Source organism: Corynebacterium kutscheri (assembly GCF_000980835.1).
Taxonomy (GTDB): Bacteria; Actinomycetota; Actinomycetes; order Mycobacteriales; family Mycobacteriaceae; genus Corynebacterium; species Corynebacterium kutscheri.
Window position 1 is genome coordinate 1,114,984 of the sequence record NZ_CP011312.1, and the last position, 22,956, is coordinate 1,137,939.

The following is a 22,956-nucleotide window of genomic DNA, read 5'->3' on the forward strand; positions in this document are numbered from 1 at the left end:
CCTACCTAGCCTTTTACTCAAATTCAGGTAGTTCTTCGATTTCAATTCCACGGCTAAGGAAAACCTGGTGCACAAAACTTATAATCTCTTCTTGTTCTTCTGGTTCGATCACTGCATCCGCGTACTCGGCATTAAAATCACTGAGCCGAGTAAAAAACTGGGTAGTTAAAGTAATTGCTGAGGTCTCATCCACATTCGTTGTTTCTACCTTTGATAAGAAAGCTTCCAAAAGAGCTCGCAAACGTGGTAATGCTGCTGGATCAAAAGGCTGCTCCCAAAACTCACGTTCTTCTTCTTTAAGGTAGCTACCAGTAGCAAAAGTCTCCAGGTTAGCGATAAATTCGTCGATAATTGGGCGAAATTGAGTACTGAGATTCATGGATTAAAGTTTAACGCCTAATAAAAGATCTAACCCATTACGCAGCAACTCTTGTGCTTGTGGATTGGTATCGGTACTACCCTGGGCCAAAATATTTTGCGCCCAGGAATCAATAGTTGATAATGCCGCTGGAGTATCAAGATCATGGGCAAGTAATTGTTGCACTTGGTTAATACAAGCAGTGCTAGCTTCCAGATCGCTACAGCGTGCCAATGCTTCACGCCAGTGAGAAAGTCGAGTATGCGCTGTAGTAAGCACCTCGTTTGACCAATCTCGATCATTGCGATAATGCCCGGCATAGATGCCTAATCGAATTGCACTAGGATCTGTGCCATCGCTAATAAGTTGGGAAACAAAAACTAGATTACCTAGTGATTTACTCATTTTGACCCCATCAAGAGCAATCATACCGGTGTGCACATAATGATTAGCCATGCGGTGCACACCATAGATTGCTTCTGCATGGGCAGCAGAAAATTCATGATGCGGAAAAATCAGATCACTGCCACCACCTTGGATAGCAAAGCTATGGCCTAATCTATTGGTTGCAATTGCAGAACACTCAATGTGCCAACCAGGGCGCCCAGCACCAAAAGGTGCTTCCCAACGGGGCTCCCCTTCCCGATGCGCACGCCAAATTAATGCATCGAGAGGATCACGCTTACCTAGACGTTGTGGATCACCGCCGCGTTCAGCAAAAAACTTAGCCATGGTTGCGCGATCATAGTTGGATTCATAACCAAAATGCTTAGTTGCTGAGACTGAAGCATAAATATCTGGGTATGTGGGATCGTCAACAATATAAGCACTACCATTGGCTAATAAAGCGCTCACCATGGAAACAACTTCGTCTATTGATTCCATTGCACCGATATAGTGCTGTGGGGGCAGAATGGAAAGTGCTTGCATATCGCCGCGGAAAAGATTGATCTGGTCGGTACCAAGTTCTCGCCAATCAACTCCATCGCGCTGAGCGCGCTCAAAAAGCGGGTCATCGACGTCGGTAATATTTTGTACAAAATGTACCTTGTGACCTAAAGCAATAAGTTGGCGTTGAATGAGGTCAAAAGTGACATAAGTGGCTGCATGGCCGAGGTGCGTGGAATCATAAGGAGTGATTCCACAAACATAGATTCCTACTGGTTGTTGTGGGTTATCAGGCAGTGCAACTGGCTTAATAACCTGATCGGCAGTATCAAAAAGCTCTAACTGAGTACTAAAAGAAATAGTGGTGGGAATGCTTGGTTGCGGCCATGATTGCATGGATTAAACAATAACCTTTCTTCGCCGATGGTGCGAAAATAGTTCGTTTCTACCTTAAGCAGTTAAAAAGCCGGTAGCGAGCAAAAACATAACGATAATGCCAGCTGGGATTCGGTAAGCTGCAAACCAGCTAAAGGAGTGGTTGGAAACAAATTTAAGCAGCCAGGCAATAGAGGCATAACCAAGTGCAAAAGCGATACCTGTGCCAACTAGTAGTTGCATACCGCTAGCAGCTTGCCCAGCATCCGGGGCAAAAGCATCAGGTAGCGAAAAAAGACCGGAAGCAAGTACCGCTGGGATTGCTAGTAAAAAGCTAAACCGGGCCGCAACTTCTCGGTTCAGACCTAAGAAAAGACCTGCAGAAATAGTACCGCCTGAGCGTGATACACCAGGAATCAATGCTAAACACTGTGCTAGTCCCATCCATATGGCATCTTTCATAGTTAATTGAGCAAAGTCACGCTTTTTTGTTCCCCACTTTTCTGCAGCGATAAATACGAACGAGAAAACAATGAGTACAGTTGCGGTAATCCATAAATTACGTAGATTATCGCGAATAAGATCTTTAGCTAGTAGGCCAATAACTGATACCGGAATAGTGCCGATAATAACCATCCACCCCATGCGATAATCAAAATTGCGCTGATCAGGGCGGAAAAGACCGATAAACCATGCTTTGAGAATGCGCCAGATATCTTGGGCAAAATACACCAAGACAGCAGCTTCAGTACCAAGCTGTACTACAGCAGTAAAAGAAGCACCGGCATCCTGACCGAAAAATAGCGAAGACACAATACGAAGATGCCCTGATGAACTAATTGGTAAAAACTCTGTCAGCCCCTGGACAACTGATAGCGTAATGACTTGCAACCAAGACATATCAGTGGTTGTACTGGCAGCATCAGCTACGACGGTGGTATGAAGCACACTGGTATTCGGAGAAAAAATCACACTTTAAACCATAGACTCTTTAGAAAATTTGTCTTAGTTACCACCAGTGGCGAGTCGGTGACGAAAAAATTTTTTTGTGTTCTTGATTACCCCCTTTTTTAAAGCAACAGTAGAGCTGCTTTGCGCTAATGGTAGTCTGGAGCCTTGTGAAAAAGGCGCAGCAAAAACCTTTCAGAATCCTTATCCCACTGAGCATTTCCGCATTAATTCTTGGTGGATGCACGCAAGGCGAAAGCGCCGGGGATATCGGAGAAAATATGGGTAATGCCACAGCGATGGCCTCCCCTGCTGCAATAAATCCTTCTGGTGAAGTACTTATGGCCGGCACAAAGATTATGGATTTGGAACAAGCCGAGGAAATTATTGCTGTGCGCACCAATAATCAAGTGCTTCTTGGGCGCATCGACGATTTCCGTACCAGTGCTACTCGCGCTATTGAGTTAGATCCCGAGTGCGCTGATATGACTGCTACTAAATCTGAATTTATTGTAGCCTGCCCTGATGCGGTGATGGTTATTGATGCTCAGAGCTTCAAGATAACTACCGTTACTACTTCAAAACCTGTGACCACGGCGGTAAAAACGTCTACCGGAGTTATTCTGGCTGGTATTAAAGAACAAGCCCGGCTGATAAAAATTACCCCGGATGGGCAAGAAAAAGAATTAGCTACCGAATACCCCACCGATGAAATGATTGCTATTGAGGTTCCCGAAAAAACAGATGCGGTGGTGCGAATCAATCGATCCTATACCCTTGTTCAACAGGTGGAATGGGAAAGTGAAAACTTTGGGGCGCTGTTACGTGTAGGTAAAGGAGTCGGCCAAATTTCGCCAGGTGAACGCGGCATGTTTATTGCTAGTGACACCATAGGTGGGCAAGTAGCACTGTATTTTTCTGATGATATTGTGCGCCTTAATAAAACTTATCCAGTAGGTCAAAGTCCGTGGGCGGTAGCGTGGGACAGCAGTAACCAGCGAGTTCTTGTTGCTACTACTAGTGATAACACTATTGCTTCTTATTCTCAGTCCGACGGAAGTATGCACCAGGAAGCTTCTTTTGCATCCATTGCAGGTGTTCACAATATAGTAGTACTAGCATCGGGTACTATTGTGGCCACCTCGGCAACTAGTGACGGTATGCAGATTATCGAGCAATAACTTTTTAAAGGAATTAGCATGAACCACCACCCGGTGCGTACTAAGATTTACCAACTAGCATTGAAATTAATGTTTTTGCTTTCTCCGGAGCGGATTCATGGAATTATTAGTCGGGGCATGGGCATCCTGCAAGGAATCCGTCCGTTAGGCAAAACCGTCGGTAAGCTATTAATTGTTGATGATCCGATTTTGCAACAAACTGTTTTTGGGGTTACTTTCCCTCGACCATTAGGGTTGGCTGCTGGTTTTGATAAAGACGGTCATGCTCCTGATGCGTGGGCACAGGTTGGTTTTGGCTACGCTGAATTAGGTACGGTGACTGCTTCTCCACAACCAGGAAACCCAGCACCACGGCTGTTTAGGTTACCTAAAGATAAAGCCATTTTGAATCGGATGGGTTTTAATAACCCTGGTGCCGCTGAGGTAGCAGCTAATTTACGACGACGCAAAACCGATGCTGTTGTGGGCATTAATATCGGGAAAACAAAGGTTGTTGAGGCAGAAAAAGCAGTAGATGATTACCGTCGTAGTGCAGCGTTATTAGGTAATTTGGCAGATTTTTTGGTGGTTAATGTTTCCTCACCGAATACCCCAGGGCTGCGTGATTTACAGGCAGTTGCATCACTTCGTCCTATTCTGGTTGCTGTCCAAGAGGCAACACAAGTACCCGTCTTGGTAAAAATTGCGCCAGATTTAAGCGATGAAGATATTGATGCTGTGGCAGATCTTGCAATAGAACTTGGACTTGCTGGCATTGTAGCTACGAACACGACAATTTCGCGTGAAGGGTTAAAAACTTCTGCACGTAGCGTTTCCCAGTTAGGCGATGGTGGTATTTCTGGTCGTCCACTCGCTCAACGCTCGCTAGAAGTTTTGCATCGCCTATATCAGAAAGTAGGCGATCAGCTGGTTCTTATTAGCGTGGGTGGAATTGAGACCCCGCAGCAAGCATGGGAGCGTATCGCTACTGGTGCTACCCTATTGCAAGGATATACCGGAATGATTTACGGTGGGCCAGATTGGATTCGCGATATTCATTTAGGAATTGCTGCGCAATTACGTGAGCATGGCTTAATTACTATTTCTGAAGCTGTTGGATGCGGAAAACCTTGGACACTAGATTAAAGAAAACCCCGGTACTACCGGGGTTTTCTTATCGCACAAGCAACCTAAATAATTTTTAGTTGCGGTAATAGCTCTTATTCGGTGGGATTCTCGTACCAGCCCCAATGGATTGCACGGCCAAGAGAATGGAAATAAAGATTAAAGCCCAACACAGCTGGGGTTGCATCCGGAGAAATATCTAATTTCTCCACGTCAACCGCATGAACCGCAAAAAGATAACGGTGCGGGCCATGTCCTTGTGGAGGTTGTGGCCCGTAATAAGTGCGTTGGCCAGAATCACCGCGTAAAGCAATAGCATTATTAATGCCAAGGTTTTTTTGACTTCCTGCACCTTCGGCTACTTCAGTGATATCGACTGGGATATTAAATACTGCCCAGTGCCAGAAACCTGCTGCGGTAGGAGCATCAGGGTCAAAACAAGTAATCGCAATACTTTTCGTACCAGCTGGCAGCTGCGACCATGATAATGCTGGGGAAACATTATGCGGAGCAGCTTGTGGAACAGGAATTTCTGCACCATTAGCAAAAGTGGTTGAAGTTAACTCAAAGATGGGAAGCTTTTTAAGCGGTGCGTAAGGGTCAGCACCCGGAAAACGGGGATCAATGTATGAGCTCATACTTGTATTTTTACTTAACTCTTTGCAGTGCTGCCACTCCACCTAGTAAATAATTGGGTATAACGTCCCCCTAATGCTAATAAGCTTTCATGATTGCCATCTTCGATAATTTTTCCATGATCCATAACAATAATGCGATCGGCACTGATTGCTTGAACTAAGCGGTGGGCAATAACAATAGCGGTACGACCATGGGTAACGAGCTTTGCTGCTGATTCAAGCGTATCGGTGGAATCAGAGGCTGCTTCAGCGGTGGCTTCATCAAGAATAACTACTTGGGGGTTACGTAAAAGCACCCGTGCTAAGGCAACCTGCTGTTGTACCTCCGGGCTTAAATCTTTAGCGCCGGCACCTACCGGAGTAGCTAACCCTTGGGGAAAAGCACGCACCCAATCAGAGGTGTTAGGTTTTAAACCAACCTGCGCTAATACTGCTAATAGCTGCTCATCACTAGCATGAGGGGCGGCAAAGTGAAGATCATCACGTAAGGTACCAGAGAAAATATGAACTTCTTGACTAACCAAGGTCACATTACGTGCTGTCCACATATCGCTGACCTGGTTAGTATCAATACCACCAATAAGAATCTGTCCACTATCAGGATGTTGTAGTCCAGAAATAAGACCAGCAAGAGTTGACTTTCCCGCTCCAGAAGCACCAACAATGGCAGTTGTTGTTCCTGCGGCAAAGGTGATATCGAGATTATTGATAATTTTTCCACCATCAGGATAGGAAAAATTAATCTGTTTAAGTTCAACATCAACTGGAGCATTGAGATCTACACAATCAGTATGCGCGCTAGGTTGATGCAGCTTAGCTAGTGCTACTGCCCGACCAATACTGGTGGCAGTATTTTGAATATCACCGGCAAAAAAGAGTGCATGGAACACCTGTACCTCTGCGCGGAAGACCAAGAAGATCGCCGCACTCGCACCACCGACACTAAGTTGCTCGGAAGCAACCAGTACAATACCTAACACAATGGTGCTTAGCATCCACAACCCATAGGTGAATTGGGCAATTCCTAAAAGCCGAAGCAGAATAGGCAGTCGATCCGCATGAGCTTGGATTGAATCCCAGGACTTTTTCTCCATCCGTTTTATCGCCCAAGCACCTAAGCTAAATACTCTTAACGTGGGTAAACCACGCAAAGTATCTAATACTGCAGAATTTCGGTGTGCCTCAGCCACACTCATGGAGTTGGTTGCTAGTGGTAATAGTCGCAACACTGGTCGGGCACAGTAGAAAAGTCCACCACCTAATACAATAAGTGGTAGTGAAAAAATAGGGTGGATCAGTAATAGCGAAACAAACGTAATAGGAAAAACTACAACGGTTAGTATCGCTCGACTACCAATAAGCAATAGTGTTCGTATGGCATCATTAATGTCTTTAGTCATACGAGTAATCACATTTCCGGTACCTAATTTCATCATTTCAGGTACTGGAGCATGAAGCACTGAATGCAAACAGGCACGTGATAAATCAATACTTAGATTGTGTAGCTTTACCCCTAGAAGATATTCGCCAATATAACGGCTAATAATCTCAAAAACCAAGGTAGCAGAGCCGATAATAATAAGAGTCCATAAAGCGGATGTACCTGTTCCGATAAGAGGAAGACTACGCCCAGTAAGCGTATCGACGGCAAAACCAAATGCACCTGATTGAATTTGGGTCGCAATAATAACTAAAGAGAAGATAAAAAGGATACCCGTCCACCATTTTTTCGTTGCTGCATGAGGCAGAGTTTTTAAAAACTGAATACTGCTGCTCAGCGAAGCAGGTGCTAAGGAATCGGAAGAATAGTCAGTACCGTTGATCACATGACCTCCTTTTCAAAGCCATAGGTGTAATCAGCCGCAGAAAGCCAGGAATGTCGCCCAGTAATTACCACCGTGACCTGGTTTTTGCGCATATGCGCGACCCGATCAACCACAAGATCAAGAGTTACTGCATCTAGCCCTGAAGTTGGTTCGTCGAAAAGCAATATGGCTGGATTACGGGCTAATGCACGTGCGATGGCAATCCGTTGGCGTTGCCCACCAGAGAGCCGAAGTCCGGCTTCACCTAAATCAGTATCTGGTAGTTGTCCCTGCTTGCCATATCCGCCTAAGCGTTGCACAATATCGTCACAGCTTGCCGCATGAAGCGCTTGATGTATCTTTGTTAGCGCAATATCTCCATTAGGATTGAGGTTATCTTCTAGAGTTCCCTCAAAAATATTGACTACATGTGGTGGTGCAATCACTTCTGGTTGCTGTGCCAACGCCCAGAATCGCTCATAGCTGCGACGACGCGGTGCCCAAATATGAAGCCCAGGTTGAAGATTTTCTATGTGAGAAGATCTATTAGGAGTGTTATCTATGTGGGTAATGAGTGTTTCAATCCGCTGGGCTGCAGCAATAGCTCTTCCCCAAAAAACACTGAACATGCCCAACGCATGACCAGTAACACTCATTGCTGGTGGCGCCAGTAGTGTTACGGCAAGAAGATCTCCAGCTGTGATTTTATTCTGCACCGCCAAGTAACCAGCACCGGTAATAATAAGAATATTAAAAAACACCGGCACGCTTTGCCGGATAAAACTCATCCAAGCAACTACTTTGGCATCTTTAAGCTTAAGCAAGCGGGCTTTTTCGGTGGCAATGAGATACTTTCCTTCAACTGCCTCAACAGCGCCTAAACCTTTAATGACCCGTGATCCTTGGGCTGCATCGGTCGCTAAACTAGCTGCTTGTGCCTCAGCCTGACGAACCAAACTAGAGATATTAGTAATCGGCTGAGCGGTAAACCAGGATGCAGCCATAGTTGCTAACGCGCCGATAATAATTCCAACACTAATAAGCGGTGAGACTGGCCATAAACCAATTGCGGCGGCAATTAAATAAGAAAGCATCATGACCGGAAAACCGAGAATTTCTTTAATGGCAGCAACTGAATACACATCAGCATCTGCTGTATTCATAATGGTGCCCGGTGAATTTGTTCCCGGTCCTTTATCTAATAACTCTTGAGTAAGAAATATCCGTGCGGTATGACCTAGCCGAGCCATAGACATGGTGACAAGACCATCTGCGGTTGCCTCACCAATCCATTGTACAATGAGAATAAGAATAAAAAGACTCAGCGGAATGATGGCTTTAAAAATTTGACCTTGAGTAAAAATTGAGTCAACAAGATCAGCAATAATAATGACAGCGAACGCCGCTATACCTGAACCAATAGATTGGCATAGTAATTGTAGAATGGTCGCTTTAGGATGCGCGAAGAGAAAATCTAAGACTAAGCGACGAGGCGAGCTCCATCGCTGTGGATGAATGGTGTGTTGATCTGCAGGTGGTTGAATGGGCACGAACCACGACCATGTTCGCATGCGTTGGGGGATTCTCACAATTAATAAATACTACCGTTAGGTGGTTATCTATTTGGGGTAACAATAAACCATTTTTACTGGGGATTTGTATATTTTTCCTAACTCGCTTAAAGTTATGCGAGTCGCAGCTTGGTTAAGCTGTTTCTAATACCCAAGCCCGGGTGGCGGAATGGCAGACGCGCTAGCTTGAGGTGCTAGTGTCCTACTAACGGACGTGGGGGTTCAAGTCCCCCCTCGGGCACAAATAATATATCCACGGTCATCGTTTTCGAAGGCCGTGGATTTTTCGTAGAGGATCATGACTGCTATTAATCCTAATGATCTCGCCACCTGCCTGCGAGTACTTGAGCAAGCAGGTGCCTTGCCTGTTGACGATCCCCAATCGCAAACTTTACAGCACGCAGTAAGCAAACTTTTTAAAGAAGTAAAAAAGACTCGTCGAAAAGCGGCTAAAGCTGCCCGTCGTGCTGCAGATGCGGAGATCTTAGCAGCTACAGCTACCGCACATCCACGACGCGTCGATGATGAAACCGCAGGTCTTTTGATCCAGCCTCGAGGGCAAGAACCCATTGCATTAGAAGTCGGTGCAGTAGCTACGCCACATGGATTTGCTGGAAAATTACGCCGTCCACAGAATTGCTATATCTGTAAAAAACCTTATACCTTAGTTGATTCTTTCCATCATCAACTATGTCCCCGGTGCGCTTGTGATAACCGGTACCGTCGGCAAGCACGCGTTGATTTACGTGGTAGACGTGCATTGTTAACCGGTGGTCGGGCTAAAATTGGGATGTACATTGCGCTGAAATTGCTTCGTGACGGTGCAGATCTGACTATTACTACGCGTTTTCCTAAGGATGCGGTGCGTCGGTTTAGCGCAGTCGCGGATTCAGATGAATGGCTTGATCGCCTTCATATTATTGGAATTGATCTTCGCGATCCTCAACGGGTCAGTGAATTAGCTGAAGAAGTAGCTCGTAAACCACTCGATATTCTTATTAATAATGCTGCCCAAACAGTCCGGCGTAGCCGTGATGCGTATTCTTTACTTGTTGATGGCGAAGCTCAACCCTTAAGTGGGCGTCAGCGTGATGTGGAGACGCTCAGTTTGGGAGTCTCGACGCACCCGCACCCTACTGCCCTGCTTGCTGGTTCTAATACTAGTGCTACGCAGATAGCTAAGCACGTACACCAAGCACTTTCTGCCGGCAATGAAATCCATGGTATTGATGCGGGCGGACTCATCCCAGATATGGTGAGCCATAATTCTTGGGTGGCTAAGGTAGGTGAAGTAGATCCTATTGAAATGCTAGAAGTACAACTATGTAATGCCACTGCCCCATTTATTTTAATGAATCGACTACGACCAGCATTAGAAGCCGCACCGGCACGTCGTAAATACGTCGTTAATGTTTCGGCAATGGAAGGCGTATTTGGCCGTGGTTATAAAGGCGCTGGTCATCCGCATACTAATATGGCCAAGGCGGCACTGAATATGCTCACGCGAACCTCAGCGACAGAACTAGCTAGCAAAGGAATTTTGGTTACAGCGGTTGATACCGGGTGGATTACTGATGAGCGGCCGCAAACAACAAAGAAACGTCTTGCCGAGGAAGGCTTTAAAGCTCCATTGGATCTTGTTGATGGTGCCGCACGCGTTTATGATCCCATTGTTCAGGGAGAAAACGGCATTGATCTATATGGTTGCTTTTTAAAAGATTATCGTCCCCATCCCTGGTGAGTTAGATTAAAAAGATGGTTATGCAGCGCAAAGAATTACAGGCTCGGCGAGTTATTGCTCAGGCTCTTTCACCTAGTGACGCTATGAAGCAGCTGCAGACAGCAGTCGATGTTGCATATCATATGCTTGCTAGCCAAGCACAAAATTATCGTGGCAGTATCACTGCCCTTGCGTTGCGTAGCCAGGTTAATGAAGAAGCTGTGGAAGCAGCCTATGCAGACTACTCAGTAGTACGAACATGGACTCAACGCGGTACTATCCATGCCATTTGTGCTCAAGATTTATGGTTGACCCAAGTAATTGGTGCTCGTGGTTTAGCAAGCGTAGCAGCTTCTGCGCGTCGACTTGATATTGATAGTGGCACTTATGAGGACTACAGTCGGCGCATCATAGAGTTAACTATGCAACTGCGCAGCCGAGATGAGTTAAAAACCGAACTAGGAATTGATGCGTCAATAGCGTCGAACTTGTTACGTCGACTAGGCCGATTAGGACTTATTGTGCAAGGAAAAAAGATTGGAAGGCATGATAGTTTTATTGCTACCGCGGCTCTTAATGAGATAACTATGCCAGAAGATCCCATTCGAGAAATTGTGCGTCGCTATTTTTCTAGCCGTGGTCCAGCACAGATTGCCGATTGTATGTGGTGGTCTACCCTATCGAAAACCACCATAGCCAAAGAGCTTGATGCTCTTATTTCAACTGGTGAGTTACTAACTATTACGTGCGATAATAAGCAGTACTATATGGGTCGTTGGCAAGAAAACGTTGTTGCCAAAGAAATAGATAAGGCGCTACAGTTAACACGCGAATTACCGCCTTTCGACGAGCTTATTATGGCGTATACCGACCGGGATGAAGTATTTCACCCGCAAATAGATCGATTGCGCGTGCTTACTAAAAATGGTCTTTCTTGGGCCTCAACACTACACCAGGCGGAAATTATTGGTCGTGTTGGTGAATAAGAAAACTGCGGCCTATTACATTAAGAGTAATAGGCCGCAGTATTTTTAGTGATCAAAAGCTTCGAGAATCCTTTGCGCACCCAAGGTAGGGGTAATTTGCGCATCGCGAAGTTGTTGTTCTACTAGCCGGCTAGTTTCAATAACCTTTGGTGAGTTATTAAGCCGCTGCAAAATAGTTTCATGTACCATTGACCAGGTCCACTGGACTTGCTGTTCACGACGATTTTTCTCAAAAACACCGTGTTTTTTCATAATCTCATGGTGATCCAAAACATAATGCCAGAACTCATCGATGCCCTCGTGTTCTGCTGCAGACATCGTTATTGTTGGCGGATGCCAAATACCGTCTTCGGCACGAACCATACGCATTGCAGCACCTAGTTCCCTAGCTGCGCGTTTAGCGTTTTTTAAGTTTGGTCCATCAGCTTTATTAATAGCAACGAGATCAGCCATTTCTAGCACACCTTTTTTAATGCCTTGTAGCTGATCGCCTGCACCAGCAAGAGCTAGGAAGGTAAAGCAATCCACCATTTGACTAACTGCAACCTCAGATTGACCCACACCTACAGTTTCTACCAAAATCACGTCGAAACCGGCAGCTTCAAAAACTACCATGGATTCTCGGGTCGCTTTAGCTACACCACCAAGCGTGCCTGCCGAAGGCGAAGGGCGAATAAACGCATTGTGAGCCCGAGCTAGTTTAGCCATACGAGTTTTATCACCAAGAATAGAACCGCGGGTTTTAGTAGAAGAAGGATCAATCGCTAATACTGCTACCCGATGCCCTTCATCAAGTAATTTTTGCCCCAGGGCTTCGATGAAGGTGGATTTGCCTACCCCCGGTACACCAGTAATTCCTACCCGCAAAGCATTACCGGAAAAAGGCAATAAACGTACGAGAAGTTCTTGTGCCAGTACTCGGTGTGCCGCCGCAGTGGATTCTAATAGCGTAATTGCGCGCGAGATAAGGGTACGATCACCGGCGCGTACGCCATTGAAAAGCTCATCGACGTCGATACGTCGGCGGGCTCGTTTGACTATTTCTGGTGCAATAGCCGTCGAGGGGCCGAGATCGGTTCCTGCTGTAGTCATCAGCGATCCGAGATGGTGTTCGAGATATTGTTCGTCCACGTCTTCATCAGTCCTTCATAATGCATAAGCCGGTCTACAGAATACATCTGTGACCGGCTTTCATGGGGTTTAGTCCACGTTCAGCTCAAAGCCTAGGGTGGCTGCTAATTTATCCATCAGGTCGATGGCGGCATCAGCAATCACTGTTCCTGGAGGGTAGATGGCGGCAGCACCGGCATCATAAAGCTCCTGGAAATCACCTGGTGGGATCACACCACCAACGGTGATCATAATGTCCTCACGGCCGAGCTTTTTCAGCTCTTCCTTCAAAGCTGGCATGAGAGTCAAGTGACCCGCAGCAAGCGAGGACATACCGACTACATGTACGTCGGCGTCAACAGCGGCTTGAGCAGCCTCTGCTGGGGTTTGGAACAGCGGTCCGACATCAACATCCATGCCAAGATCGGCATAAGCGGAAGCAACCACTTTTTGACCACGGTCATGTCCGTCTTGGCCCATCTTCGCAATGTAAATACGAGGACGGCGACCTTCTTCGGCCTCGAAAGCATCAGCCATCTTAATGGCCTTTTCGACGTTGCTCACGGTACCTTCCTTTCGGACTTCCTCCTTGTAGACACCGCTAAGAGTACGGATCTCAGCCTCATGGCGACCAAAGACCTCTTCAAGAGCGTCGGAGATTTCGCCGATAGAACACAGTGCTCGAGCGCAGTCAACAGATAGCTTGAGCAAGTTGTGCTCGAGATCGCCTGGTTCTTTGTGCTCCATACGTGCTGCTTCAGTCAAAGCGGCAAGGGTGCGCTTGACTTCTGCCTCATCACGCATACTACGCAAGGTTTCTAGGCGAGCAATTTGTTCGGCACGAACTTTAGAATTGTCGACCTTGAGCACTTCAATCTGCTCATCTTCTTCGACAACGTACTTGTTCACACCAATAAGAGCCTGACGGCCAGAATCGATACGTGCTTGGGTACGTGCAGCGGACTCTTCGATGCGTAGTTTCGGAATACCCTCAATGGTGGCTTGAGCCATACCGCCGGCTTCTTCAACCTCTTCGATATGCTTGCGGGCACGCTCAACGAGTTGCTCAGTAAGCCACTCGATGTAATAAGAACCAGCCCATGGATCGACTGGGCGTACCGTACCGGATTCTTGTTGTAAAAGCAGCTGAGTATTACGAGCAATACGGGCTGAGAAGTCGGTAGGCAGAGCAAGAGCTTCGTCGAGAGCATTTGTGTGCAACGACTGAGTGTGCCCCTGGGTTGCGCCCATAGCCTCAATAACGGTACGAGCAACGTTATTGAAAACATCCTGCGCAGTCAGCGACCAACCAGAAGTCTGGGAGTGGGTACGCAGTGACTGTGACTTCTTATTCTTTGGCTCAAACTTTGCTACCAGTTCGCTCCAGAGAAGACGACCCGCGCGCAGCTTAGCGATTTCCATGAAGGTGTTCATGGAAATACCCCAGAAGAAGGAGAGACGAGGTGCGAATCTATCAACATCAAGACCCACTTCTTGACCAGCGCGGATGTATTCCACGCCATCGGCAAGGGTATAAGCGAGCTCAAGGTCGGCGGTCGCACCGGCTTCCTGGATGTGATAACCAGAAATTGAAATCGAATTAAAGCGTGGCATCTTCATCGAGGTGTACTCGAAAATGTTAGAGATGATACGCATGGATGGTTTCGGTGGATAAATGTAGGTGTTACGAACCATGAATTCTTTAAGAATGTCATTCTGAATGGTTCCGGCAAGTTGCTCTGGGGCAACACCTTGCTCCTCGGCGGCGACAATATAAAAGGCCAGCACAGGAAGCACAGCGCCATTCATAGTCATCGACACGGATACATTACCAAGGTCGATACCAGCGAAAAGCTCGCGCATATCCAAAATGGAGTCGATAGCTACACCGGCCATACCGACGTCACCAATAACGCGCTCATTATCTGAGTCATAACCACGGTGGGTAGCTAAGTCGAAGGCCACCGAAAGACCCTTCTGACCAGCTGCAAGGTTGCGACGGTAGAATGCGTTGGACTCAGCAGCAGTGGAGAAACCAGCGTACTGGCGAATCGTCCACGGCTGGTTGGTGTACATCGTCGGGTACGGGCCACGCATAAATGGCGGCAAACCTGGGAAAGAATCTAATTGCTCAATATCTACGGCGTCATTGCGATCGGCACGATTGAAGATACGAGGGACATCGATGCCTTCTGGAGTAGTCCAGACCTGCTCACGCAACTCCTTGGAATCGGTGATACCAGCGCTAGCATCGGAATGTGCTGCAACGTCACTGAAATTAGGGATGGTGCTCACTTTGCGTTACGCTCCCAACTTTTCAAGCAGCTCAGTAAGCTTTTGAGCTGCATCGATCTTCATGTTCAAATAATCATCGACGTCTACGCCGTCAATGTTCGGGCCAGCAAGCAAGATGGTTTCTACTCCTGCTTCGCGCAGAGCCTTTACCGCCTCTGGGCCGCTCTCAGCATATTCTGCATCGGTACCGCAGATAACTACGATCGGGCTTTCCTTGGCAGCAGTAGTAAATTCTTCCGTACCTGGTACAACCTGTCCTGGGTTCAAAGCCTCGATGCCACCGGAAGCAAGCAAGTTGGTGGTAAAACCAGTACGAATATTGTGCTTTGCTAGTGGACCCAGCGGGATCAACGCAATGCGTGGGCGGTGTCCTTTAACTTCCTGGAAAGCATCAGAGCGGTTACGGAAGGATTCAAATTCAGCTGCCCAGCGGCGAACATGCTTAGGCTCTACTCGTAGATCAGCAGCAAGTGGTGCTTCGGCTAGATTCGGGAACTCATTAATAGCAGTGAGCTGCTTGCGTCGATAAGCAATATCTTTGCGTACTGCCTCATGAGTTTCATCGAGTGCCTGTTTAATGGTGTCGAGACTATCGCTGAAACCACCATTGTGTTCTACGGAGGTAAAGAAATCCCATGCTTTTTCGGAGAGTTTTTCAGTGAGGTCTTCTAGATAGTAAGAACCACCAGCGGGATCAACAACATGACCAAGGTGAGACTCTTCGAGCAATAAGAGGTTGGTGTTACGCGCAATACGGTGAGCAAATGCACGGGAAGTTTTAGGAAGTCCGCCAGGAATTGCCCAGTCGAAAACGAGAACCTCAACATCAGTAGCTCCGCCAACCCCACCGGCAAAGGCAGCGACAGTACTACGCAGCATATTTACCCATGGATCGCGTTGGCTAAACATGACCGGAGCTGTTAGTGCGTGCTGCGGAGCACTACCATGTTCTGGTGCGCCAACGACTTCAGCAACGCGAGCCCACAAACGCCTGGCAACACGTAGCTTTGCAATTTGAGCGAATTGATCATCGGTGACTGCAAACCGGAAAGAAATCTGGTCAAGAGCTTCTTGAATGTTTAGACCAGCAGCAGTAAGTGCACGAAGGTATTCAACACCAGCGGCAAGAGCTAACCCAATTTCTTGAGCATCAGAGGCGCCCTGGTTGGAGAAGCTGACGCCATCGACCAAGATGGCCCGGGTATTTTCGCGCTGTGCTGCTTCAACAGCAAGCTTGACTGCATCGTCAATAGATACTGATGGCGAACCGTCGATAAGCGAGCTAAGCGGTGATGCACCTAATTCTAGGCGTGCCGGTGCTGCTTCTTGGGAATCAGCGACGCGGTAGAGTTCAGCAGCCTTTTCGACCGTGGAACTGCCAGCATTAAGGCGTACCGGTGCCATAGAGACGTATACACCCTTGAGTAGCTCGGCAATATCAGCTTCGCCATAAAGTACGAGGTCTGTGGTGCCGTTTTCAAGTGCATGTAGCACCTCGGCGTTAGTAGCATTAGCGCCGAAGGATTCGGTAACTCCCCAGCCTACCTTGGTAGCAACGCTGTGGTGTCCGCGAGTGTATGGAAATTCGCCTGGGGCGTTGAGTTCGCTATGTTCCTCTGCACGAGTGTACAAAGGATTGACGTCGATGCCGTCATAGGTGGTCCTGATTAATTTGCGCCAAATATCTAACGGAATGTCAGCGACATCCTTTTTTTGTACTCGCGCAAAAACACCAGCAACGGCCTTATACCAGGCCTGCTGGGATGCATCAAAGGATCCAGATAGGTCAGTTCGTGCTTCAGTCACGAGAAAACCCACTCCCTTTTTAATATTTTTTTAAGTGACAACCACACAGCATGCACAACGAAGTTAGCTCTGTGATTGTCACATTGTACGATTTCAAGGCTAAAAGTGGCCTAGGACGAAAGTTATAGAGCTGGTGACTCTCGCCTCATAACCATTTTCCAACTCTAATACCATTGCGCGCGTCAGATGGTGCGTTGCGCACATTAACTTCCTCACAATCCGATTACCATGAACAGATGTGAGCGGCTTTTTACACTTTCTTACCACGCTTTTTCGCAGCGCTGTAGCGGAATTTCGCGCTTTTCCTATCGGAAAAAAGGTGGTCATTACCACACTAGTTCTCGGTGTTATTGTCGCAATGCTACTTATCGACGTTCCTCCCCTGGCCACTTTTCAAAGCTGGTCTTATACAACTGGTCGGTGGTTTATTTTTCTTTTTGCCGGGTTATATATCGGTATCACCCAACTGCCAATTCCACGCACATTATTAACTCTTAGCGCGGGCGTATTATTCGGGCCGAGTTTAGGGATTCTTATTGCGTTGGTATGTACCACGGTATCGGCTGCGCTTTCATTAACAATTGTGCGTTATTTTCTTGGTGATTGGATTCGGCCACAGTTATCTCACCCAGCGGTAGTAAATATTGATCGGCGATTAAAACAGCGTGGTTGGTTAGCTATTTGCTCATTGCGTATGATCGCCGGTATTCCATTTTCGATATTGAACTATGTCGCAGCACTATCTTCTGTTCCCTTGGTAGGGTTTACTATTGCCACGCTGGTTGGGTCTGCTCCAGGGACAATTGCCACAGTTATTTTAGGTGATGCTTTAGCTACCGGGTTTAATCCAGCATTGTTAATAGCTGTGGTTTTATTAGCTGGATTAGGCCTTAGTGGTTTATATATTGATGCAAAGCTACCGCTTAAAATAATTGATGAACAGTCTCCACGTTCGCAGGGGTAGCTAGTAATTTACACTCTACGGCACCTAATGTTTATATGCCGGTACTCTAGCCACTAGCCTTGACTATAGAAAGATTTTGGGTGTTTTAAGGAGCTCATAGCTAATGTTTGCAGTTCAAGCTCGTTACCGGGGACGAGAACGTCGACGTGCAGAATTAGTAGCAAATTCTGCACAAGCACTTGCCACCTTGGAAGGGGTAAATCCATTTCGGATTATCGGTGTAGAAGATATTGTTGGCTGCATTGATACTGCACAAGCCACCGTTGATGTTGTTATGGCTTTACTTGCCTATGGTGATTGGGCAATCGCTATTGGGGTAAGCAATGATGATGAAGCGGGAATTATGTCATTGCTTAAGACAGTAATGGGTAAACATACTCGTGCCGGCGTAGTTAAAGTTGGGGTAAAGCGTGGCAAACGTAAAGACAAAGCATGGGCAGAAGATATTCAAGCTTCTTTCATTTTGTTAGGCCATGTTTTAATGAAAAGAACCGCAGAAGGTAAAGAAGCTACTTCTTTGGTTCGGTCTGGATTAAACCAAAATGAAGCTGCTGAGGAACTAGGTATTTCTAAACAAGCAATGAGTCAGCGGTTACAAGCTGCTGGGTGGCAAGCAGAAGTAGCCGGCTATAAGCAAGCGGTTAGCCTGCTTAACCGAGCAGAAACTGAGATGACCTGTTAAAAATAGGCGTTAAGATCTCAAAAACCTTAACGCCTACTCTTATTTTTTTATCTTATGGTTGATTGTTAGTTTCAGTAGTTTGAGCAGATTCAATTTCTGCCGGTGCAGCCGGATTAGGCTGAGCAGTGAGCATGGGTTCTTCGTCGACAGGTTTATTCGCAACAGCGTTAGCAGCTGCTACGGCTGCAGCAATCTCTGGATTGGATTCAGTACTAAACCAGTCTTGTTTGTCGTCTTCTGCAAGCACTTTTTCAGCCTCATTGTGTACTTGTGCTGGCTCATAGCGAAATACCCCGTCTGCGTCCTTTTTAGCAAAGGTTTTAGCAAAATCTTCTAAAGCATCACCGAATTGACTTGGAATCATCCACATCGTTGATGCCTGACCTTCGGCAATTTTAGGCATATTTTCTAGATAGTGATAAGCCAAAATTTCTGGGGTTACCTGGGAAGCCGTAATGGCTGCATTAACCTTTTGAATTGCGCGTGCTTCACCTTGTGCGGAGAGGTATTTTGCTGCGCGCTCGCCCTCGGCGCGCAAAATAGTAGCTTGACGATCAGCTTCTGCAGCCAAAATAGCAGCGTGTTTTTCACCCTCGGCGGCTAAAATTTTTGCTTGCTTTTCACCTTCAGCAGTACGAATATCAGATTCGCGACGGCCTTCAGCGGTAAGAATCATGGCTCGCTTTTCGCGATCAGCTTTCATCTGCATTTCCATAGATTGCTGAATTGATGGCGGTGGATCAATAGCTTTTAATTCAACTCTAGAAATACGCAAGCCCCAACGAGTGGTGGCTGCGTCTAGTTCACCACGTAGGCGTCGATTAATGACATCGCGTGAAGTTAGGGTTTCTTCTAAGGTCATACCACCAACAACATCTCGCAGCGTTGCGACGGAGATTTGTTCCACACCGACAATGTAGTTATCCACACCATAGATCGCTTTAGCAGCATCATTAATTTGAAAAGTCACCACAATATCGATGGCGACGGTCAGGTTATCCTGAGTAATCACTGCTTGAGGTGGGAAAGAAACCACACGTTCGCGGGTATCAACCTTCGCCCGTACTCGATCTATAAACGGAACAAGTAGTGTTAACCCACCAGAAACTGTACGAGTATAACTTCCCAACCGTTCAATTACTGCCGCTTCACCTTGCGGAATAAGGGCAATGGATTTTGCCACCACCGTTACAATAAACAAGGTGATGATAGCAAGCGTGAGTAACGTAGTCACGTTAAATTTCCTTTCCAATCATCGCCATAGAACCATTAATGCCATATACCTGGACATATTCATGTGGAGAAAATTCTTCGCCGCTGACAAAGCTACGAGCACTCCAAATATCTCCATCGAGACGTACCATTCCTGAATGCGCAGTAACAGTTTCTAATACTTCTGCTTGCTTTCCTACTAAAGCATTATGAGAAGTATCTAAAGCTAGGGGTTGGTGCATACGCTTTTTTAATGCGGGCTTAATAAAGAACAACATGCCAATGCTGACAAGCGAAAAGATTAAGATCTCTACCCATAAAGGAACATTAAATAAAGCGATACCTGCAGCAGCAAGCGCACCGCTGCCGAGCATAAGCAGAGTTAACTCGCCAACAAATAGTTCTGCGCTGGCAAGAGCAATTGCTGTAATAAACCAGATAAGCGCACCCACAGGGTATAGCGTAGACGAAAAAACTTAGCTGGGGCAGACAAAATTTTGCTGATTTAACTTATACCAGGTCTTCCTTATTGAGCTCGGGGGTAGTAACAAAATCAACCAAGCGTTCTACTGCTCCAATAAGGGATGAATCAATATCTCGAAACGATTGTACGGCATGGTAGATTCGATGCCAGCCTTCTTGCGGATTTGACCAACCAACCCGCTGACAAATTCCAGTTTTCCAATCTTCGCCATAAGGAATCTCCGGCCAAGCGCGTAAGCCAACCCGCTCGGGTTTAACTGCCGCCCAAATATCAATAAAAGGATGACCAGTAACTAGTACATGTGGTCCTACTGATTGAGTAAGTCGCATTTCTTTACTGCCGGTAACCAAGTGATCGGCGAGGACACCAATACGACGTTTGGAATTAGGCTGAAATTCTATTAGTCGTTCTTCCAGGTTATCTAAGCCTTCTAAATATTCTACGACGACGCCTTCAACGCGTAGATCGTGGCCCCAAATTTTTTCCACCAGTGCTGCATCATGAACACCTTCTACCCAAATTCGAGATGGTGCTGCTACTTTGGCCTGTACACCAGCTACCTGTTTAGAACCAGAATTAGAACGCCGTGGAGCTTGCTTTTCGACGAAGCGAGTTAATGTTATCCGCTGACCATCAATCATAAATGCCCCAGGACGCATTTTGAACAGACGCTGCGTATGATAGCGATCTTCCAAACGAATAAAATCACCATCATATGTGCGCTCAAAACCTACGATAGCGCCAACAAAACCGTCGGCAAGTACTTCAACAATCTCACCTGGACGAGCCGGAACAAGCGGGTAATCTGGCTTTTTATTACGGGGGTGCCCAGAAAGAATATCGTGACCGTAGGGATCAGAAGAACTCATGAGAACACATGGTAGTAGAAACTATGCGCTACGCTGGTACCGCTTATGAATATCCGTAATATTGTTTACTCTCCCATTCAAAACATTGCTCTATGGTTAGGAGCCTGGCTTTATGGACAAGAAAGTTTTGATGATCTTGATTATGCACTTACTGAACTAGGAGGTCCGCACCGATTATATGGTGGTGAATTCTTTACCACCGATTTTTTACTTCAAGTTCGTAATACTACTTCCCCACTTATCGATAATCCCCGCCCCCACACACCACTATTACAGGTTGCTTTAACCGGACCTGGGGATCCTATACGCTTGCCACCGCATAGCGAAGCCATGCGTTATATAACCGAGGGGGCAATTTTTATTGCTGATCATAACCCATACCGCTATCACGTTCTTGTCCCACAATTTGATGCTTCTGGTTGCCAGTGGCGATGGTACGAATATGAGGGACTGCTACCTGCACCTAATTATTTACTTCCAGGTGAAGCAGACTATGCGCTGACTCAGGCAGCGACAACAGCAGCACAACTAATCGAACATTGCGATACCTCGCACACCACGAAGCTACCTAATCCGCGCCTTACTGTGGGATCGCTTAGTGATTTTTATGAAAACCCAGGGCTGCCAGATCATATTCCGCCGCGAGCAGCGCAACTTATTGCCCGTGCTGATCGGGTTGCAGCAATTGTGGAAACAGTAACGCAGGTTGCTCAAGACCATGAATTTGACCCTGAGCTTCTTTCCTTGGCAAGACATATTCGTCATGCACGAATGGCCGCGTGCACATATGCTCTAGTGGAATGGGCTAGGTAGCAACCGGTGGTTTTCTTCGTGCTGGCTGACAGCATTCTGGTTGACAAGGCGCACCATTATAGGTGCAGCCTTTAGAAACAACAGTTCCAAGGTGTAATGCCTTTTGTGGATTAAGGGACTCGTCGATAATATCGACAACCATTTCGGCAAATTCTGTACTAGGGCCAATAGTGAGGGCTCTTACAACCTCTAGACCCATTTTTTGAGCCTCATATTGGAGCTCATTATCGAGATCCCACACTACTTCCATATGATCAGAGATAAAACCGATAGAGCAGACAACGATTGCATCATCGCCATCTTTTTCTCGGACTTCTTGGGCAAAATCTAAAATATCTGGTTCTAACCAGGCAATTTTTCCATCGCCTGAAGCCGATTGCCACACTAAATCATAATGTTGAGCATATGCCCCAGCTTGTGCTCTTTCTGCAACTAATCGGGCAGCTTCATAAACTTGGTTGGAATATAAAGTGCCATCCTCACTGGTACCGGAGGCAGTATTTGCTAATACTGGAATAGAATGCGCGGTAAATACTAGGCGCGTACTTTTTCCCGGAGTGACTTGTGCAAAAGCTTCGTTAACGGCCTGCACATTGGCATCGATAAACTTTGGGTGATCGAAGAATTGGCGCAGCCGGATAAAATGAAGTGGTTCATCTGTTCCTACAGTATGGGCAAGATGATTAAGCATGGCAATAATATCTTCACCATATTGACGACACCCTGAGTAGCCACCCCAGGCGCTAGTGGCTAATACCGCAATGGTTCGATGCCCATCGGCATACATGCGTTCGGCAACATCATTAGCATAAGGGTGCCAGTTCCGATTGCCGAAATACACAGGTATGGAAAGTCCACGTTGATGTAGTTCTTTTTCAACATTGGCAATAATCTCTCGATTGAGATCATTAAGTGGACTTTTCCCACCAAAATGGTGGTAGTGGACGGCAACTTCGTCGAGACGCTCAGCAGGAATGCCTCTACCGCGGGTGACATTTTCTAAAAATGGTCGAACGTCTTCTGGTCGCTCTGGTCCGCCAAAAGAGAGGACTAAAAGAGCATCGATATTTTCGACACTTAAATTGGCAATTGCCTTGTCTACTTCATACCCTGCAGTGAATGCCATAGCAGCAAATGTAGCATTGTG

20 protein-coding genes and 1 tRNA gene are annotated in these 22,956 nt (G+C 46.6%); 8 read left to right on the forward strand and 13 right to left on the reverse strand.

Annotated elements, in window-relative coordinates; all coding sequences use genetic code 11:
* Positions 1-13 precede the first annotated feature (13 nt).
* From UL82_RS05115 to UL82_RS05125, 3 genes are read right to left on the reverse strand one after another with little or no spacing between them, the layout of a single operon-like run.
* Positions 14-379 (reverse strand): hypothetical protein, encoded by a 366-nt coding sequence (locus UL82_RS05115; protein WP_046439399.1) that lies wholly within the window; start codon positions 377-379, stop codon positions 14-16.
* A 3-nt stretch (positions 380-382) separates the two neighbouring features.
* Entirely contained in the window at positions 383-1,642 is a 1,260-nt protein-coding gene (gene mshC / locus UL82_RS05120) for a cysteine--1-D-myo-inosityl 2-amino-2-deoxy-alpha-D-glucopyranoside ligase (RefSeq protein ID WP_046439401.1), read from the reverse strand.
* 54 nt (positions 1,643-1,696) lie between these two features.
* Positions 1,697-2,521, reverse strand: a complete 825-nt coding sequence (locus tag UL82_RS05125) for an undecaprenyl-diphosphate phosphatase (protein WP_046441239.1) — start codon at positions 2,519-2,521, stop codon at positions 1,697-1,699.
* A gap of 218 nt (positions 2,522-2,739) precedes the next feature.
* Between UL82_RS05125 and UL82_RS05130 the strand changes: the two genes are divergently transcribed.
* Complete coding sequence (locus UL82_RS05130; RefSeq protein ID WP_126363849.1) at positions 2,740-3,750, forward strand: YncE family protein; 1,011 nt, start codon at positions 2,740-2,742, stop codon at positions 3,748-3,750.
* An 18-nt stretch (positions 3,751-3,768) separates the two neighbouring features.
* Complete coding sequence (locus UL82_RS05135) at positions 3,769-4,875, forward strand: quinone-dependent dihydroorotate dehydrogenase (RefSeq protein WP_046439404.1); 1,107 nt, start codon at positions 3,769-3,771, stop codon at positions 4,873-4,875.
* A gap of 74 nt (positions 4,876-4,949) precedes the next feature.
* Here UL82_RS05135 and UL82_RS05140 read toward each other — a convergent pair whose 3' ends face one another.
* Genes UL82_RS05140 through UL82_RS11600 form a run of 3 tightly spaced genes read right to left on the reverse strand, consistent with a single transcriptional unit; the run spans position 4,950 to position 8,847 of the window.
* On the reverse strand, positions 4,950-5,492 hold the full coding sequence (locus UL82_RS05140; protein ID WP_046439406.1) for a YbhB/YbcL family Raf kinase inhibitor-like protein: 543 nt from the start codon (positions 5,490-5,492) through the stop codon (positions 4,950-4,952).
* A gap of 14 nt (positions 5,493-5,506) precedes the next feature.
* A complete protein-coding gene (locus UL82_RS05145; protein WP_232009524.1) occupies positions 5,507-7,318 on the reverse strand; it encodes an ABC transporter ATP-binding protein in 1,812 nt (603 codons plus the stop codon).
* Complete coding sequence (locus UL82_RS11600) at positions 7,315-8,847, reverse strand: ABC transporter transmembrane domain-containing protein (RefSeq protein ID WP_052735891.1); 1,533 nt, start codon at positions 8,845-8,847, stop codon at positions 7,315-7,317. The genes UL82_RS05145 and UL82_RS11600 overlap by 4 nt, the downstream gene beginning before the upstream one ends.
* A gap of 176 nt (positions 8,848-9,023) precedes the next feature.
* Between UL82_RS11600 and UL82_RS05155 the strand changes: the two genes are divergently transcribed.
* The 3 genes from UL82_RS05155 (at position 9,024) to UL82_RS05165 (ending at position 11,574) form a co-directional block, all read left to right on the forward strand.
* Positions 9,024-9,109: transfer RNA gene (locus UL82_RS05155), tRNA-Leu, on the forward strand.
* A 57-nt stretch (positions 9,110-9,166) separates the two neighbouring features.
* Positions 9,167-10,609 (forward strand): SDR family NAD(P)-dependent oxidoreductase, encoded by a 1,443-nt coding sequence (locus UL82_RS05160; protein WP_046439410.1) that lies wholly within the window; start codon positions 9,167-9,169, stop codon positions 10,607-10,609.
* Positions 10,610-10,629: 20 nt separating this feature from the next.
* A complete protein-coding gene (locus tag UL82_RS05165; RefSeq protein WP_046439412.1) occupies positions 10,630-11,574 on the forward strand; it encodes a DNA glycosylase AlkZ-like family protein in 945 nt (314 codons plus the stop codon).
* A gap of 45 nt (positions 11,575-11,619) precedes the next feature.
* Here the strand turns inward: UL82_RS05165 and meaB are convergent, their stop codons facing one another.
* The 3 genes from meaB to UL82_RS05180 form a co-directional block, all read right to left on the reverse strand.
* Positions 11,620-12,666, reverse strand: a complete 1,047-nt coding sequence (gene meaB, locus UL82_RS05170) for a methylmalonyl Co-A mutase-associated GTPase MeaB (RefSeq protein WP_046441243.1) — start codon at positions 12,664-12,666, stop codon at positions 11,620-11,622.
* 108 nt (positions 12,667-12,774) lie between these two features.
* Entirely contained in the window at positions 12,775-14,979 is a 2,205-nt protein-coding gene (scpA, locus tag UL82_RS05175) for a methylmalonyl-CoA mutase (protein ID WP_046439413.1), read from the reverse strand.
* A gap of 6 nt (positions 14,980-14,985) precedes the next feature.
* The gene (locus UL82_RS05180; RefSeq protein WP_046439414.1) at positions 14,986-16,785 is read right to left on the reverse strand and encodes a methylmalonyl-CoA mutase family protein; all 1,800 of its coding nucleotides are present in this window, start codon (positions 16,783-16,785) and stop codon (positions 14,986-14,988) included.
* Positions 16,786-17,023: 238 nt separating this feature from the next.
* Here UL82_RS05180 and UL82_RS05185 point away from each other — a divergent pair, with 238 nt between their 5' ends.
* Both UL82_RS05185 and UL82_RS05190 read left to right on the forward strand, forming a co-directional pair.
* Positions 17,024-17,749, forward strand: a complete 726-nt coding sequence (locus UL82_RS05185) for a TVP38/TMEM64 family protein (protein WP_046439416.1) — start codon at positions 17,024-17,026, stop codon at positions 17,747-17,749.
* Positions 17,750-17,852: 103 nt separating this feature from the next.
* Positions 17,853-18,431: a helix-turn-helix domain-containing protein gene (locus tag UL82_RS05190; protein WP_046439418.1), complete on the forward strand. Its 579-nt coding sequence runs from the start codon at positions 17,853-17,855 to the stop codon at positions 18,429-18,431.
* A 52-nt stretch (positions 18,432-18,483) separates the two neighbouring features.
* On the opposite strand, the gene UL82_RS05195 is transcribed toward UL82_RS05190, so the two are convergent.
* Genes UL82_RS05195 through UL82_RS05205 form a run of 3 tightly spaced genes read right to left on the reverse strand, consistent with a single transcriptional unit; the run spans position 18,484 to position 20,996 of the window.
* Positions 18,484-19,665: an SPFH domain-containing protein gene (locus tag UL82_RS05195; protein WP_083966424.1), complete on the reverse strand. Its 1,182-nt coding sequence runs from the start codon at positions 19,663-19,665 to the stop codon at positions 18,484-18,486.
* Position 19,666: 1 nt separating this feature from the next.
* Complete coding sequence (locus UL82_RS05200) at positions 19,667-20,095, reverse strand: NfeD family protein (protein WP_046439420.1); 429 nt, start codon at positions 20,093-20,095, stop codon at positions 19,667-19,669.
* A gap of 58 nt (positions 20,096-20,153) precedes the next feature.
* On the reverse strand, positions 20,154-20,996 hold the full coding sequence (locus UL82_RS05205; protein ID WP_046439421.1) for a DUF3097 domain-containing protein: 843 nt from the start codon (positions 20,994-20,996) through the stop codon (positions 20,154-20,156).
* Between the two features lie 45 nt (positions 20,997-21,041).
* Between UL82_RS05205 and UL82_RS05210 the strand changes: the two genes are divergently transcribed.
* Positions 21,042-21,809 carry a hypothetical protein gene (locus UL82_RS05210; RefSeq protein ID WP_046439423.1) on the forward strand — a complete coding sequence of 256 codons (768 nt, stop codon included), beginning with the start codon at positions 21,042-21,044 and terminating at the stop codon, positions 21,807-21,809.
* Here UL82_RS05210 and UL82_RS05215 read toward each other — a convergent pair.
* Positions 21,802-22,935 carry a ferrochelatase gene (locus UL82_RS05215; RefSeq protein WP_046441246.1) on the reverse strand — a complete coding sequence of 378 codons (1,134 nt, stop codon included), beginning with the start codon at positions 22,933-22,935 and terminating at the stop codon, positions 21,802-21,804. The genes UL82_RS05210 and UL82_RS05215 overlap by 8 nt on opposite strands.
* Between the last annotated feature and the right edge of the window lie 21 nt (positions 22,936-22,956).